A 15,684-nucleotide genomic window follows, 5' to 3' on the forward strand; every position below is an offset into this window, starting at 1 on the left:
CGTGGCGCCCGACAAGCACCCCGATCCTGCGCGGGCCCGCGCGATTGTGCGCGAGGTGAGCAAACGCTTGCAGTCGCTCGAGCGCGCCCCCAGCCTGACCCGCGCTGACCAGTACGCCCAGTGGAAGCCTGAGGCCCAGGCCTTGATCGCCGAGTATTTCGGGCTCACCGCGGCCCAGTCGTCGCGCATCCGGGAGGTCGTAGACCTGGTGCTAGGCAGTGTTCAGCCGGGCGCGTTCTCTGGCCTGCATACGCTCTTGCAGCATCGGCCGACCCAGGCCGCCGCCCAGGCGTACGCCCGGGCCTTGGTCCAGGAGCTGGGCCAGTGGCGCGACGCACTCGGGGGCGAAGGGCGCATCCAGGCGGAGCTGATCGTCAACGAACGCACGGCTCACGGCGCGCTGGGCATCCTGCGGCTCTCGCCGACGTCCGGTACCGGCGCGGCGCCGGCCCTGACGACCCACCGCTCCGATGATGCGGTCCAGGCGGTCATTGCCACCTTGCAGCGCCATCTGCTGCTGCCGGCCCCCTTGAGCGAGAACCTGTACTTGGCCTCGGACGTGGTGGTGCGGGTCGAGAACAGTCTGTACCTAGTCAAGCCCCTGCTGTGCCGGTTCTGGCTGATCGGCGAGGCGCTTCGGGACGCGGAACGCATCGTGCGCGCCACCCAGTCGGAGTCACGCTGATGCGGCGCGTGACGGTGTCCGCACCCCGGGACCCGTGGGGCGCGTTGTTTCCTGTGGAGGAAGCCCAGCGAGCCACGCAGTTCCTAGTCGACACCTGGCATACGGTGACGGGCAAAGCACCGGAGAACTTCGATCGGCGCCGGAACGAGCCCCTTCTGACAGAGCAGTTTTGGTGGTATCTGGATCGGCTGGGCGAATCCGAAGGGAAGCTGCTTGGGCAGTGGAGCTATGAGAAGGCGCAGTTTGAATTCGATCAGGTGACCGGCAAGAAGATCAAGCGCATCCGCCAGGACATCGAGTACTTCTCAAACGCCGGCAGCGTCCGCCTCAACCTCACTTACGAGTTCAAGAAGCTCAAGGCCAAAGGCGACAGCTGGCGGGCATACCAGGGCCAGCACGGGATGCGGCGTTTCGTGGACGGCTACTACGCCAAACATCAGCCAGTCGCGGCGATGGTCGCGATGACCTTGGACGACACCAAGCGCTGTATCGATGGCTTGCGTCGATCCTTGCTCATCGACGGAACGCGCGACAGCCTCAAGATGCTCCCGGACCGGGACGGCCGCTATCTGCGCGAGCCCTCCCAGGTGTTCCCCACGGCCGCGTTCGATACCGAACACAAGCGGCCGGCCGACCAGGCGCCCCCACAAGGCGCAACAACCTTGGCCCATCTCTTCCTTGCGCTACCGCCACAGGATCGCTGACCCGCACACTGTCCGGCCGGGCCCAAAGACAGCGTTTTCTCCTCTGACGAAAGCGACGTTCAGGCACGCAGGCATGTGCCTGCACCTAACGTCATGGGCCCCCGAGCCCAGTAGCGCACGCCCATGAGATCGCCCACCGCACTGCAGGCCCTAGACGGACGTCGCCTTGACTCCTTGTCACCGGCTGAGCCGGCGGTTTTCCAGCGTTATCGCAAAGGACGGCCTAAGGATGGGCGGCCATGGATCTCCGTCGGTCTGGGTGTCGGCATGCTTGACCCCGCAACGCTCTTGAGTGCGCGCTCCCAAGCCGACGCCGATGAAATCCTTATACAGGCCGGGGCCGTAGTCTGTGTACATGTCTACGACTAGATTACAGGCCGTGACGCGCGGATAGCACGCCGCCGCATCCGAAGCGAGAACTTCACCAAGTCCCCAGACCAGGGGGTTAAATCTGGTACAGCCTTGCGTCGCCTGATGAGGTCGGGCGGGCAATCCCTCAACTACCTCCGTGATCCAACCAGATCTCACCGGGGCCCAAGCACGCACTCGGCCTTACTTCAAAGTGAACTGCCTTCCTGGACCCAGTGCCGCGCCGCCTGTGGCCTGCCGAATAGGTAGCCCTGGGCATACACGCAACCCATGGCCAAGAGCTTGTCCTTTTGCTCTCGGGTTTCCACGCCCTCAGCGACGATGTCCATTCCAAGCGCATGACCCAGTGCCAAGATGGCCTCCACCACCGCGCAGCTTCGACGCGAATCGTCGCCTGCCAATGGCGAAATGAAGCTCCGGTCGATCTTTATCATCTTCAAGGGGAATCGGTGCACGTGCCCGAGCGAGGAGTACCCGGTGCCAAAATCGTCGAGCGCGGCCTCGATCTTGGCCTCACGTAAACGAAGGAGCACCGCGACCATTGCATCGGGATCTCCCAACAGCATGCCCTCAGTAACCTCGAGGCGGAGATTGGCCGGATCGAACCCAGTCTGCTGCAAGAGGGCCAGCATTCGGGTATCGAAGCCAGGGCGCTGGAAGAGGCGCGGGGAGATATTGAGCGTCACGAAGCGACCCTCCACCGCCAGGTCCCTGCTGCACTCCATGGCCAACTCAAACATCTGCCAATCGATGGGTTCGATCAGTCCGCTCTCCTCAGCCACTTTCAGGAACTCACCAGGCACAAGCATGCCTCGCTCCGGGTGATTCCAGCGCAACAATGCCTCGTAGCCGACGACGCTGCCATCACTGATGCGAACCAGGGGCTGGAAGTGTGGGACAAACTGTCGGGCTTCGACGGCCTCGCGCAGCCCTTGTTCCAGATCGAGCACGCTCATCGCATTGGATTGCATGACGGGATCGAACAACTCGAACCGATTTCGTCCCCGCTCCTTGGCCCGGTACAGCGCCTGGTCGGCCTCGTGCAGGACCGCGTCCGCCCCACCCTCGGCCTGTTCGACGATGGTGATGCCGACACTCGCCGATACCTTCAGGTTCCGTCCGCCTGCTGAGAGCGGAGATTCGAAGGCCTTGATGATCCGCTGCGCGACCTTGCTCGCTGTCTCAGGCAACTGCACCTCCTCCAGGAGGATGCAGAATTCGTCGCCCGCCAAGCGAGCCACCAAGTCGGGCTCTCGTACGCAGCTGGCCAAGCGCTGCGACGCTTCTTGTAGCACCGCGTCACCCACGATGTGACCCAGGCTGTCATTGATCAGCTTGAACCTGTCGATATCCACATAAAGGACGCCGAATCGATGCGTGCCGGCGCGCCGTAGCTTGGCGATCGCTCGCTCCAGGCGATCGCGCAGATAGGCACGATTGGGAAGGCTTGTGAGGGAGTCGTGCATCACTTGGTGCTGGAGCTGGGCCTCGACCTGCTCGCGTACCGCGATTTGCTCGCGAAGCTCGGCCGTGCGGGCATCGACGCGACGTTCCAAGTCAGAGTATGCGTCGTGCAACAGCTGGGTAGACCGGCGGCGCAGCAAGGTGCTGGCGATCTGCCGCGAAACGAAGGTCAGAAGCTCCGCGTCGCGCTCGTCATAGTCACCCCCGGCGTCGTAGCTTTGAACCACCACCACGCCCATAGGACCGTTAAGTCCGGGAAGGGGGACGCCCAGCCAAACCAGGGTGGGTGCCCCCATGAAACTCCCTTCGATCTCGCCCTCGGCCATCAGGCGATCAGCTCTGTCAATGTCCACCAGCTGGGGCTGGTTGGTGCGCAACACATACTCGGTCAATCCCCGCCCGTACGAGCGGGACGCCCAGTCCCGTTCGTGCTCATCAACCACGTATGGGAAGGACACCGTCGCGCCATCCTCAGACAGCAGCGCGATGTAGAAATTCTTGGCGCTGATCAAGCCGCCAACGATGGCATGTATGTCCCGAAAGAACCCTGCACTGCTTTGCTCGCTGCTGGCCAGCTCGGCGATGCGGTACAGCGCCGCCTGGAGGCGCTCACCCCGCTCGCGCTCCGTGACCTCGCGTCGCATTTCCTCATTGGCCCGTGCGAGCTCGGCGGTCCGCTCCAGCACCCGTCGCTCTAAACTTTCACGGCCGTGACGACGCTCCAACGCGGTGAGGATATGATCGGCAACGAAAATAAGCAGAGACATTTCGGCTTGGGTGTAGCGGCCGGGCTGGTCATAACTCTGAACCACCACCAATCCGCGAACCTCGCCCTCGCGGATCATGGGCACACCGAGCCAGTCCAGGCTGTCGGCGCCGTGCAGATGGAGCTGGCCATCGACCTGCGTGGCCAGCTCCTGCAGCGACCCCATGAGCGGCTTCCGCCCACGAACCAGGTGCCAACTCAAGCCTCGTTCAATTTGGGCAAGGGGTATGACCTCGTTCTGATCTGGCGCTTCCGTATCGACAAGGTCAACGAAGTAAAGAAATTGCAGGCTGTCATTCTTGTCGTCGTAGAGGCCAATGTAGAAGTTCTCTGCGTACATCAACCCTGAGACGATCCGATGTATGTCGCGAAGCATCTCCGACATCTCCAGGCCCGAACCTGCCAGATCGGCAATGGCGTATAGGGCCCGCTGCAATTTCTCGGACTGCTCTGATCGCGCGACGCTGGCCAGCAGGCTGCAGGTTGCTAGCAGCTCCCCCATTCGTGCACCGATGGCGGCCAACGAGGAAGGGGGAGGAATTTGACCTTGATCTACACAGAACAGCGCCGCGACATGCCCTTTACCATTGTCGAAAATGATCCTCACCTTTGGATTGGGCCCGCCCCCAGCGCTGAGCACCGTCACCGCTTCAACAATTTCGGTCGCGGTGGTTTTATCGGGTGGTTCGGGAAGCCATTCAAGACCCGCCGGCCACTGAGTGGCCCATACGATGGTCGGGGCCGCGCCGGCGGGCAGCTTGCCCATACTCTCCAGCAACAGGGACGCGACACGCGCCGGTGAATCAGCATTGAGAAGCTGGACGGCGAGATGCGGATCAGACGCCTCGCCGTCAATAGCGCTCGCGATGTCGTACGAATGCATCATCATTGCCACCTCCGGTTCTCCCGAGGATATCGCGCGCTCGTGGGGCCGCCCTTCCTCTTGGTGCGACGTTGGGCGAACAACCCAACCCCGTCCTCGCCCTGCCCCCTTCTGCTGTGTCGCTTTTGATCGAGCATAGGCGTCGGGCCGCAATCCCAAAGTGATGTACTTCCCGAAACCCAACTTGCCACACTCACCGACGCAGGGCGCCCGGCCGGCCTCGAACCTCTCCCGCCTCACCCGCCACCGGCAAGACCACCTGGGGCCAAGTCGGCTCACTCTTTGTGCAGCGCAGTACCGCCGAAGGGTCCCGCCGTCACCGCCCTGCAGTCGCCCGCACATGGATCTGTGATCCCCGTCACCGCCTGATCTCGAGCAACGCTGGAGACCTACTCGCAATGGGGGCCTGGGGCGTGTATACCATTCGTCACATGAGCGTAACAAACCCCTCCCAGGTTCTGGACGACGCTGAGCGCCTGGCGGACCTCGCGTCGTTCCGCATTTTGGGGGGTGCCTCGGAGCGCGAGCTGGACGACATCGTCGCGCTAGCCACGCAGATTTGCGGAGTGCCCATTGCGACGATCACCCTGATCGATGGTCAGCACCAGTGGTTCAAGGCGAAGGTGGGGCTTAGCCTGGAAGGTACACCGCGGGACGTCGCCTTCTGCGCACACACCATGATGGCGCGCAGCGCGTTTTTTGTGGCAGATACCCACCTCGACCCACGCTTCTGCGATAACCCGCTGGTCGTGGACGCCCCATTTCTTCGCTTCTATGCGGGCTGTCCGCTGATAACAGCAGGGGGCTCAGCGGTAGGAGCCTTGGCGGTGATGGATCGCGTCCCCCGCGAGCTATCCTCCCATCAGCATTTTGCGCTGCAGGTTCTGGCAGAGCAGGTGGTGAAGTGGCTTGAGCTGCGCCGCACGGTGCTCCGACTTGAGGATGCGCTGGCTGAAAGAGACCAAGCCAATCTGGAGCTCCGCCAGGCTCAGGTAGGGCTCGAGCACCAGGTGGTCAGGACGTCGATGGCACTCGACATGGCGGCGAACGCACAGGCTCGGGCTGAATGCCTCTATACCGCGCTTTGGGAGACGACTTCAGACGCCATCGTCATCGTGGACCTGAGCAATACCATACTATTCGCCAACCCCAGCGTTCAATCGGTGTTTGGATACGCGCCTGGCGAGCTATTGGGGCAGCCGCTAACGGTCCTGCAGCCAGAGCGCCTGCGCGCCGCGCATCTAGCGCGCATGCGCCGGTACCTGGCTACGCAGCGACGCCGCTTGGATTGGCGTTCCACCGAGACCACTGCTATCGCGTGTGACGGACGCGAGCTTGCCGTGGAGATTTCCTTCTCTGAAATTGAATTGGTTGGCGAGAGGCACTTTGTCGGAATGTTTCGCGACATTTCGGACAGGAAACAAGCCGAGCGCGACATATTCCAAGAGAAGGAGCGCGCCCAGGCGACGCTTCGGGCCATCGCTGATGGCGTCATCGTCGTCGACGACGTCGGGAAAGTGACCTATCTGAATCCGACAGCGGAGGTGCTGGTCGGACGAAGCCGCAGCCAAGGTATCGGATTGCCGCGCGAAGTAGTCATGGTGGTGGAGGATGCGCAGGGTAATCCTCTTGACCTCTTCAGCGATTTGCCCGATGAACCCGGGGCATCGGCACCGCTTCTCAAAAATGCACAGATGTTGCGCCGGCCGGACGGCACAGCGATTCCGATCGAGGGCAACGTGACCCAACTTAGGGATCTCGCGGGCAACCGCGCAGGGGCGGTTATCGCTTTCCGGGATGTTTCGCAATGGCGCGCACTGACCCAGCAACTGGCCTTTCAAGCAACGCACGACGGCCTCACCGGGCTGATCAATCGTGCCGAGCTTGAGCGCCGCGTCGCCTCGGCCTTGGAATCCGCTCGGCTGACCGGGGCAGTGCATTCGCTGCTCTACATTGATCTGGATCAATTCAAAGTCGTTAACGACACCTTCGGGCACACGGCAGGTGACGAGCTGCTAAGGCAGCTCGGCCCGGTCCTCGCTACACGGCTGCGTGAACGGGACACGCTCTCGCGGTTTGGCGGCGATGAATTCGGCGTTCTGCTTGAGGACTGTCCCGTTGAGTCCGCGCTTCTAACTGCAGAGGCCCTCAGGAGGGCTGTCGCCGAGTTTCCCTTCGTTTGGCAGGGCCATGCGTTCAGTTTTGGGGTGAGCATCGGCCACATTTGCTTCGGTGCAGACGCTGCGAGCGTCGGGGAGATACTGAGCAAAGCTGACGAGGCATGCTACTTGGCCAAGGATCTAGGTCGGAACCGGGTGCACAGCCATCAGCCTGATGACGAAGAGCTTTCTCGGCGCCACACCGAAATGGAGTGGGTTGTCAAGATTCGCAAGGCGCTCAAGGAAAGTCGGTTCACGCTGTTTGCTCAGGAGATCTTTAGCCTAGGTAGCGAGGAGCACGGGCCCCACTATGAAGTACTCGTGCGCATGCTGTCAGAGGATGGAAGTCTGGTTCCGCCCATGTCATTTATACCGGCGGCCGAGCGTTACGACCTGATGCCCGTGATTGATCGATGGGTAATCGAGGCCGTCTGCCGAACGCTTGGCGAACGGCTCAAGAAAGAGCCCAGCGTGAGGATGTCGCGCCACGCGATCAACCTCTCGGGGGGCTCAGTGACTGACGCCGGCCTTGCGAAATATGTCCGCGACGTATTCGCGGAAACGGGCGTTCCCGGCCACTGTATCTGCTTCGAGATAACAGAAACGGCAGCGATCGGAAACCTCAATCACGCGGTTCGGCTGATGCAGGAGCTCCGGACCGAGGGTTGTAAGTTCTCACTGGATGACTTTGGCAGCGGCATGTCTTCGTTCGCCTACCTGAAGCGCTTGCCTGTGGACTATCTCAAGATCGATGGCTCATTCATCCAGAATATCGCCAGAGATCCTGTGGACTTCGCCATGGTGAGATCCATTCACGACATCGGAAAACTGATGGGGCTCAAGACGATTGCCGAGTTCGTGGAGAACGATCAGGTCATTGCCCGGTTGCGTAGCATTGGGGTCGACTACGGCCAGGGATACGGATTGGCGAAGCCATCCCCCTTCCTCTAGTCGAGCGGGCAACCCGCGGGCTCCGCCTTTCTGCGAGCGAATGTCGCCCGCAGGAAACTACTCGGTTGATCGCGGACCTTTCAGCGAATCAAGCCAGGTTGCCCAGCGCCGGGAGCTCGAACGCGAACGCAGCTCCAACGTTGGTAGCCGTCATCGCGACTACCCAAGTCCGCACGCTGAACCGTCGAACCCGTGCACACGTCGTCGCCAGTTTGGGGTCCGCTTGGCAGGGCAAGGATCCAGCCCGCCACAGCGTCCAACCGTCATAGGTGCTCCACTCTGGGGACGGGGTACGTCCCTATCGTGTTTCAAAGTCGCTCTCAGAAACTTCTTCTGAGCAGTGTTCACGGCGACTCGATGAGGCAGCCCCGGAGTATCGCGGACGCTGAGGTCATCGACCGCGGCCGGAGTGTCCTACTTGCTGGCGTATCGCAGTCGATCGACCGACCAGGTCGGCGAAACGCCAGCGCTCGAGCGGCCGAGGTATGTCGTGATTTGCGCCGACGCATGGCTGCGGACAGCGTTCGCTTGCTGACGAAGTAGCTGCAAAAAAAGAACCCCCAATCGAAGTCGACTTGGGGGTTACAGAGGCTAGGTCTAGGCCGTCAACACGTTAACGTAACGGCTGGGGGAATCCCGGGCCTTTTTCGTTTCCGCGCAGCGCTGCGGATCAGTCGATGGTGATGCCGGTCATGCCCAGGATGTTGTAGCCGCAGTCGACGTAGGTGACTTCGCCGGTGACGCCCGCCGCCAGGTCCGAGCACAGGAAGGCGCCGACGTTGCCGACGTCCTCGATGGTGACGTTGCGGCGCAGCGGCGCGGTTTCGGCCACGTGGGTCAGCATCTTGCGCAGGTTGCCCACGCCCGAGGCCGCCAGCGTCTTGATCGGGCCGGCCGAGATGGCGTTGACGCGGGTGCCTTCCGGGCCGAGGTTCATGGCCAGGTAGCGCACGTTGGCCTCGAGGCTGGCCTTGGCCAGGCCCATCACGTTGTAGCTGGCCAGCGCGCGCTCGGCGCCGAGGTAGCTCAGCGTCAGGATGCTGCCGCCGCGGCCCTTCATCATCGGACGGCCGGCCTTGGCCAGCGCCGCCAGCGAGTAGCTGGAGATGTCGTGGGCGATGCGGAAGTTCTCGCGGGTGAGGTTGTCCAGGAAGCCGCCCTCGAGCGCCTCGCGCGGCGCGAAGCCGACCGAGTGCACCAGGATGTCGAAGCCGTCCCAGTGCTTGCCGAGCTCGGCGTACATCGCGTCGATCTGCGCGTCCTCGGCCACGTCCAGCGGCAGCACGATGCTGGAGCCGCACTCGGCCGCGGCCGCTTCGACGCGCGACTTGAGCTTGTCGTTCTGGTAAGTGAAGGCCAGTTCGGCGCCCTCACGATGCATGGCCTCGGCGATGCCGCTGGCGATGGAGCGTTGGCTGGCGATGCCCACGATCAGGGCACGCTTGCCGGTCAAGAATCCCATGGTTTCCTCCCGATGGCCGCCCTACCGGCGGCGAGTGGCCGGTAGTTTGAACCGCCGCGGGCCATACCGCCAAGCATGGTCGCGCGGCTCAGGGATCGATGCGGATGACCTGGCCAGGCCGAAGGATCGAGCGGCCGGTGAGGCCGTTGAGGTCGAACAGCTCGCGCAGCGGCACGCCGTAGCGCGCGGCTATCCGCGAGAGCGTGTCGCCCCGCCGCACCTCGTGCACGCGGCCCGCGTCCCCGTGGGTCGCGCCGGTCTCCGGCGACGCCGGGTCGCCGCCCGCGTCCACGGTGCCGGCCTGCGCCAGCCGCGCCAGCGCGGTCGCCGGCGCCAGCACGTCGCGCGGCACGCCCGCCGCCACGCGCCCCTGGCGATAGGCCGGGTTGAGCGTGCGCAGCGCGGAGGCATCCACGCCCAGGCGCATCGCCGCCTGGTCCAGGCTGGCCACGCCGGCCGGCAGCGACACGCGCACCAGCGGCGTGAAGCGCGCCTCGCGCGGCAGCACCAGGTTGTGCCGCTCAGGTTTTTCAAAAAGGCAGGCCAGCGCGTGCAGCTTGGCGACGTAGTCGTAGGTGGTGTTCGACAGCCCGCGCGGCAGCCGGCTCTCGCCCGACACGCGCTGGTCGCCGCTGTTCCGGAACGCGCGCAGGATGCGGTACTCGCCGGCGTTGTAGCCCATCGCCATGGCCCGCCACTCGCCGTCGAAAAGGCCGTCGAGGGTCTCGAGGTAGTCCAGCGCGGCGTCGGTGGATTCCACCGGCGACAGCCGCCCGTCGTAGCCGGGCTGGATGCGGATGCCGTGGTTGCGCGCGGTGCTGGCGATCATCTGCCACATGCCCGCCGGTCCGCCCGGGCCGATCGCGGCCGGGCGGTACCAGCTTTCGACGATCGGCAGCAGCGCGAATTCGCCCGGCAGGTCGCGGCGTTCGATTTCCTCGACCACGTAGCCCATCAGCGGCAGGATCTGCTCGACGTGGCGGGCGAAGCTGGCGGGATGCCCGGCGTAGCGCTTGCGCCAGGCGCGGTTGTGCTCGCCCTTGACGCAGATCGGTGCGGAGAAGCGCGCCCGCATGCGGTCGAAGACCTCGGCGCCGGTGTCGATCGGATCCGGCAGCACGACCTCGGCCGGCGCGGGCGGCGGCGTCCGCGGCGTCGCCGCGTCGGGCGCCACCTTCACCGGGGTGGCGGGCTCCTCGGGTTCGAGCGGATCCGGCCTGACGTTCGGCTGGCAGGCCGCCAGCAGGACCAGGGCGAGGGCAAGGGCGAGGCGATCGGGCTTCATCCGGTGAATCCATCCTTCCATTGGCGCAGCGCGGCGAAGGCCTCGACGCGGTCCGCGGGCGGGCGTCCGAGGTGCGCGGCCAGGCGCGCCCGCAGCGCCGGCTGGTCGACGCGCAGGAACGGATTCCCCGCGCGTTCGATCGCCAGCGTGCTCGGCAGGCTGGGCTGCCCGGCGCGGCGCAGCACCGCGACCCGGGCCAGCCAGGCCTCGCGGGCGGGGTTGTCGGGCTCGGCCACCCGGGCGAAGCGGCCGTTGGCCTCGGTGTATTCGTGCCCGCAGCAGACCGCGGTGTCCGCGGGCAGGGCGGCCAGCCGCTCCAGCGAGGCGAGGAACTGCGCCGGCTCGCCTTCGAACATGCGGCCGCAGCCGAGGCTGAACAGGGTGTCGCCGCAGAACAGGTGGCCGGCGCCGTGGAAGGCGACGTGGCTTCGGGTGTGGCCGGGCACCGCCAGCACGTCGAAACCGGCGCCCAGTGCCGGCACCTCGACCCGGTCGCCGTCGCCGACGCGGGTGACCTCGACGGGAATGCGCGGGTCGTCCGGACCGTAGGCGGGAATGCCCAGCGCCGCCTGCAGTCGCGCGGCGCCGCCGACGTGGTCGGCATGGTGGTGGGTCAGCAGCAGCGCCACCGGGCGCAGGCCGCGGGCGATGGCGGCCTGCACCGGCGCGTCGTCGCCCGGGTCCACGACCACGACCGCGCCGTCCGGCCCGCCCAGGAGCCAGATGTAGTTGTCCTGGAAGGCGGGCAGGGCGATCGCACGCAGCAAACGGGGTGACCTGGGGCGCGCTGATGACGCAGAATCGCGACCATGCCCCCGGCTCCCGTCCCACGTCAACCCGACACGCCCGCCGCGGCCTGGTTCGGGCGCGAAGCCACCCTGCGCATGCTGCACGAGGTCCAGCGCCAGGCCATCCCGGAGCTGACCCGGGTCTTCGGCCACACCGGGCTCTACCTGCGGCCCACGGCGGCCCTGGCCCCGGTGCTGTCGGGCAACATGCTCGCCAACGTGGTCAGCCTGCACCGCGGCGGCGATGGCTTCGCCGGTGACCTGGCCTGCCGTGACGACCAGCTGCCGATCAGCAGCGGCTGCGTGTCCCTGGTCTACGGCCTGTTCGTGCTCGAGACCTCGGCGTCGCCGGCCGCCCTGCTGGACGAAGTGGCGCGCGTGCTCAAGCCCGAGGGCGTCGCGATCCTGCTGACGCTCAATCCCTGGAGCCCGGTCCGGCTGCGCTGGGGGCTGCGCGGCCTGTCTCCGCGCGATCCGGCCACCCTGGCGGCCGACGTGCAGGCGGCCGGCCTCGAGGTGCAGCGCCGCCGCTGCATCGGCCCGCTCTGGTCGGGCCCGGCGGCGGTAGACCTGGCGGCCCGGGGCCGCGATCATCCCTGGTCGGGCCTGCGCATGGCCAGCCTGCTGGTGGCGCGGCGCCGCGACCCGGGGCTGACCCCGCTGCGGCTCGGCTCGCCCGCCCTGAAGTTCCGCCCCGGCATGAGTGCCGGCTGACACGATCCAACGCATGGAAGCCCGAATGAAATCCGTAGAAATCCACACCGACGGCGCCTGCCTCGGCAATCCCGGCCCCGGCGGCTGGGGCGCGCTGCTTCGCCACGGCGACACCGAGCGCGAACTGGCCGGCGGCGAAGCCAACACCACCAACAACCGCATGGAGCTGCTGGCCGCGATCATGGCGCTCGAGGCGCTGAAGTCGCCCTGCGAGGTCGTGCTCTCGACCGACTCGCAGTACGTGCAGAAGGGCATCGGCGAATGGCTGCCGAACTGGATCCGCCGCGGCTGGAAGACCGCCGGCGGCGAGCCGGTCAAGAACAAGGACCTCTGGGAGCGGCTGCAGGCCGCCGCCAAGCCGCACAAGGTCCAGTGGAAGTGGGTCAAGGGCCACGCCGGCCACGTCGAGAACGAACGCGTGGACCAGCTCGCCCGCGCCGCCGCCGAAAAATTCCGCTGAGGCCCGCCATGCGCCAGATCGTGCTCGACACCGAAACCACCGGCCTGTCCTGGGAGAAGGGCAACCGCATCGTCGAGGTCGGCTGCATCGAACTCATCGAGCGCCGCCCGACCGGCCGCCAGTTCCAGCGCTACTTCAACCCCGGCCGCGAGATGGAGCCGGGCGCGCAGGAAGTGACCGGACTGAGCCTGGATTTCCTGCGCGACAAGCCGCGCTTCGAGACCGTGCTGGATGAACTGCTGGCGTTCATCGCCGGTGCCGAGCTCATCATCCACAACGCCAGCTTCGACGTCGGCTTCCTGAACTACGAATTGTCGCTGGCCGGCGCTCACTACGGCCGCCTCGAGGACCACGCCAGCGTGCTCGACACCCTGGCGATGGCGCGCGAGCGCTACCCGGGCCAGCGCAACTCGCTCGACGCGCTGTGCAAGCGCCTGGGCGTGGACAACGGCCACCGCAAGCTGCACGGCGCGCTGCTCGACGCCGAGCTGCTGGCCGAGGTCTACCTTGGCCTGACCGCGGGCCAGGGCGACCTGGGCCTGGCGCCGCTGGGCGAACCGGAAACCGCGTCGCGCCTGCCCGGTGCCGTCGCCATCCCGTCCGCGCCGCGCCGCGTGCTGCGCGCCAGCGACACCGAGCTGGCCGCGCACGAGGCCCGCCTGCAGAAGATCTCGGCCAAGGCCGGAAAGTGCCTGTGGCCCGGGCCGGCGGCCTGACGCGTTTGGTGGATAATCGGCCGGAACCACCGGCCCTGGGGTTGCCTTGAACGCCACCGTCCTGCTCACCTCGGTCGACATCAACATCCCCGGCTACCGCATCCTGCGGCCGATCGGCGAGGGCGGCATGGCCTCGGTGTTCCTCGCGCTGCAGGAATCGCTCGAGCGCGAAGTCGCGCTGAAGGTGATGTCGCCGGTGCTGGCCGCGAACGCCGAGTTCGCCGGCCGCTTCGTGGTCGAGGGCAAGATCACCGCCAAGCTGCAGCACCCGAACCTGGTGACGGTGTACGACATCGGCAGCCACAACGGCGTCTACTACCTCGCCGCCGAGTACATCCCGGGCGGCACGCTGAAGGAGCGCATCGCCGCGGGCGACCTCAGCGTCGCGCACGTGCTCGACATCGCCACCGACATCGCGCAGGGCCTGGATTTCGCCCACGAGAAGGGCTTCGTGCACCGCGACGTCAAGCCGGGCAACGTGCTGTTCCGCAAGGATGGCCGGGTGGTGCTGGCCGACTTCGGCATCGCCAAGGCGATGGATGGCAGCAACAGCTCCACCGTCGCCGGTTCCTCGATCGGCACGCCCGACTACATGAGCCCGGAGCAGGCGCGCGGCGAGCCGGTGGACGGCCGCTCCGACCTCTACAGCCTCGGCACCGTGCTGTACGAAATGCTGGTCGGTGCGCCGCCCTACCAGGCCGCCGATCCGTTCACCGTCGCGCTGATGCACGTCACCCATCCGGTGCCGACGCTGCCGGCACCGCACCAATGGCTGCAGCCGCTGCTCGATGGCCTGATGGCCAAGGACGCGGGCCAGCGTTTCAATACCGGCGCCGCCTTCATCGAGGCGCTGCATCGCCTGGTGTCGAATGCGCCCGAAGCGGCGGCCATCCAGGAAACCCGCGCGCGCAAGCCGGGCGGCGGCCAGCGCATCGCCAGCGGCGCCGCCACCCAGCAGCGCACGCGCGTCAGCGTCGCCCGCGCGGGGGCACGGCCGGCGTGGATGCTGCCGGTCGCGGGGCTGGCCGGCCTGTTCGCCGTCGCGGTGCTGGCGTGGTGGTGGCTGTCGCCGTCGACGCCGGAGCCCGCCGCTACGGGCACGGAGGTCGCGGGCGAGTCCACCGCCCGCCCTCCCGCCGAAACACCGGGCGGCACCGAGCTGCCCGCCGATTTCCAGATGCCCCGGCCCGTGGACGCCGGCGATGCCGCCGAAGTCTCGCGCCTGCTCAACGCCGCCGACCAGCTGTTCGAATACGGCACCCGGACCGAGCCCGGCCGCAAGCTGACCTTGCCCGATGACGACAGCGCGCTCGGCTATTACCGCCAGGCGCTGCGCCTGGATCCCGGTAACGCGCGCGCGAAGGCCGGCATCGCCGGCATCGTCGCCTTCTACCGCAGCTTCGCCCACAAGGCCTGCGCGGCCGCGCGCTGGGCGCAGTGCGGGGTGATCGTGCGCGCGGGGCTGGCGGTGGATCCCGCCGATGCCTACCTGCTCGAACTCCAGGACGCCGTCACCCGCGGGGAAGCGGGCGAGGAACCCGGGCTGCCGCCGGCGCCACCCGCCGGCTGAGGCCGCTCAGCGGCGCCGCAGCAGGATGACGGTGACGTTGTCCGACCCGCCGCCATCGAGTGCGGCCGACACCAGGTGGTCCACGCATTCCTGCGCCGACAGCTCGGCCTGGCCCAGGAGGTGGGCGATGCCGGCGTCGTCGACTTCCTCGGTCAGGCCGTCGCTGCACAGCAGCAGCTGCTGGCCCGGGCGAAGCTCGCCCGACAGGGTTTCCACCTTCAGGCTCTGCGGGTCGGTGACGCCCAGCGCCTGCGTCACCACGTTGCGGTGCGGATGCGCGCGCGCCTGCTCGGCGGTGATCGCGCCCTGGTCGATGAGCTCCTGCACGTAGCTGTGGTCGGACGAGAGCTGGCGCAGCTGGCCGTTCCACAGGTAGGCGCGGCTGTCGCCGACCCAGGCCAGCTCGAAGCGGTGGTCCTGGATGCGCAGCGCCACCATCGTGGTGCCCATCGGCAGGCTTTCGGCGCGCTGCTTGCTGTGGCGGATGATGTCCTCGTCGGCGCGGCGGATGGCGTCCGCCAGCGGCCGGCCCGCGCGCACTTCGCGCACCACGGTGTCGCGGGCGAGGGCGCTGGCGACCTCGCCGAACTCGTGGCCGCCCATGCCGTCGGCCACCAGCCACAGCCCCAGCTCGGAATCCCCGAAATAGGTGTCTTCGTTCAGCTCGCGGCGCAGGCCGACGTGGCTGAGGTGGCCGAACTCGATCAT

General features: G+C 66.5%; 12 protein-coding genes. 7 read left to right on the top strand and 5 right to left on the bottom strand.

Annotation, left to right across the window (positions count from 1 at the left end; all coding sequences use genetic code 11):
• Together N787_RS15105 and N787_RS02260 are read left to right on the top strand one after the other, a co-directional pair.
• On the top strand, positions 1–685 hold a 685-nt coding region (locus N787_RS15105; RefSeq protein ID WP_034210478.1), incomplete at its 5' end, for a hypothetical protein.
• On the top strand, positions 685–1,389 hold the full coding sequence (locus N787_RS02260; protein ID WP_034210480.1) for a hypothetical protein: 705 nt from the start codon (positions 685–687) through the stop codon (positions 1,387–1,389). The genes N787_RS15105 and N787_RS02260, both read left to right, overlap by 1 nt.
• 557 nt (positions 1,390–1,946) lie before the next feature.
• Here N787_RS02260 and N787_RS02265 read toward each other — a convergent pair.
• The gene (locus tag N787_RS02265; RefSeq protein ID WP_052575051.1) at positions 1,947–4,877 is read right to left on the bottom strand and encodes a bifunctional diguanylate cyclase/phosphodiesterase; all 2,931 of its coding nucleotides are present in this window, start codon (positions 4,875–4,877) and stop codon (positions 1,947–1,949) included.
• Positions 4,878–5,302: 425 nt separating this feature from the next.
• On the opposite strand from N787_RS02265, the gene N787_RS14595 reads away from it, so the two are divergent.
• Positions 5,303–7,981 (top strand): EAL domain-containing protein, encoded by a 2,679-nt coding sequence (locus N787_RS14595; protein ID WP_169742272.1) that lies wholly within the window; start codon positions 5,303–5,305, stop codon positions 7,979–7,981.
• A 670-nt stretch (positions 7,982–8,651) separates the two neighbouring features.
• Here N787_RS14595 and N787_RS02275 read toward each other — a convergent pair.
• From N787_RS02275 to gloB, 3 genes are all read right to left on the bottom strand, one after another.
• The gene (locus N787_RS02275; RefSeq protein WP_034210481.1) at positions 8,652–9,443 is read right to left on the bottom strand and encodes an enoyl-ACP reductase FabI; all 792 of its coding nucleotides are present in this window, start codon (positions 9,441–9,443) and stop codon (positions 8,652–8,654) included.
• Positions 9,444–9,531: 88 nt separating this feature from the next.
• On the bottom strand, positions 9,532–10,728 hold the full coding sequence (locus N787_RS02280; RefSeq protein WP_052575052.1) for a transglycosylase SLT domain-containing protein: 1,197 nt from the start codon (positions 10,726–10,728) through the stop codon (positions 9,532–9,534).
• Entirely contained in the window at positions 10,725–11,492 is a 768-nt protein-coding gene (gene gloB, locus N787_RS02285; protein ID WP_034210507.1) for a hydroxyacylglutathione hydrolase, read from the bottom strand. The genes N787_RS02280 and gloB overlap by 4 nt, the downstream gene beginning before the upstream one ends.
• Positions 11,493–11,537: 45 nt before the next feature.
• On the opposite strand from gloB, the gene N787_RS14185 reads away from it, so the two are divergent.
• The 4 genes from N787_RS14185 to N787_RS02305 are packed head-to-tail and all read left to right on the top strand — an operon-like array spanning position 11,538 to position 14,976.
• On the top strand, positions 11,538–12,230 hold the full coding sequence (locus tag N787_RS14185) for a methyltransferase domain-containing protein (RefSeq protein WP_156968874.1): 693 nt from the start codon (positions 11,538–11,540) through the stop codon (positions 12,228–12,230).
• A 25-nt stretch (positions 12,231–12,255) separates the two neighbouring features.
• Positions 12,256–12,690 (top strand): ribonuclease HI, encoded by a 435-nt coding sequence (gene rnhA / locus N787_RS02295; protein WP_034210483.1) that lies wholly within the window; start codon positions 12,256–12,258, stop codon positions 12,688–12,690.
• Between the two features lie 8 nt (positions 12,691–12,698).
• Complete coding sequence (gene dnaQ / locus N787_RS02300) at positions 12,699–13,406, top strand: DNA polymerase III subunit epsilon (protein ID WP_034210485.1); 708 nt, start codon at positions 12,699–12,701, stop codon at positions 13,404–13,406.
• Between the two features lie 46 nt (positions 13,407–13,452).
• On the top strand, positions 13,453–14,976 hold the full coding sequence (locus N787_RS02305; protein ID WP_052575054.1) for a serine/threonine-protein kinase: 1,524 nt from the start codon (positions 13,453–13,455) through the stop codon (positions 14,974–14,976).
• A 6-nt stretch (positions 14,977–14,982) separates the two neighbouring features.
• On the opposite strand, the gene N787_RS02310 is transcribed toward N787_RS02305, so the two are convergent.
• Positions 14,983–15,684 carry a PP2C family protein-serine/threonine phosphatase gene (locus N787_RS02310; protein WP_034210487.1) on the bottom strand — a complete coding sequence of 234 codons (702 nt, stop codon included), beginning with the start codon at positions 15,682–15,684 and terminating at the stop codon, positions 14,983–14,985.

Origin of the sequence: Arenimonas metalli CF5-1, assembly GCF_000747155.1 — a bacterium.
Lineage (GTDB): Bacteria > Pseudomonadota > Gammaproteobacteria > Xanthomonadales > Xanthomonadaceae > Arenimonas > Arenimonas metalli.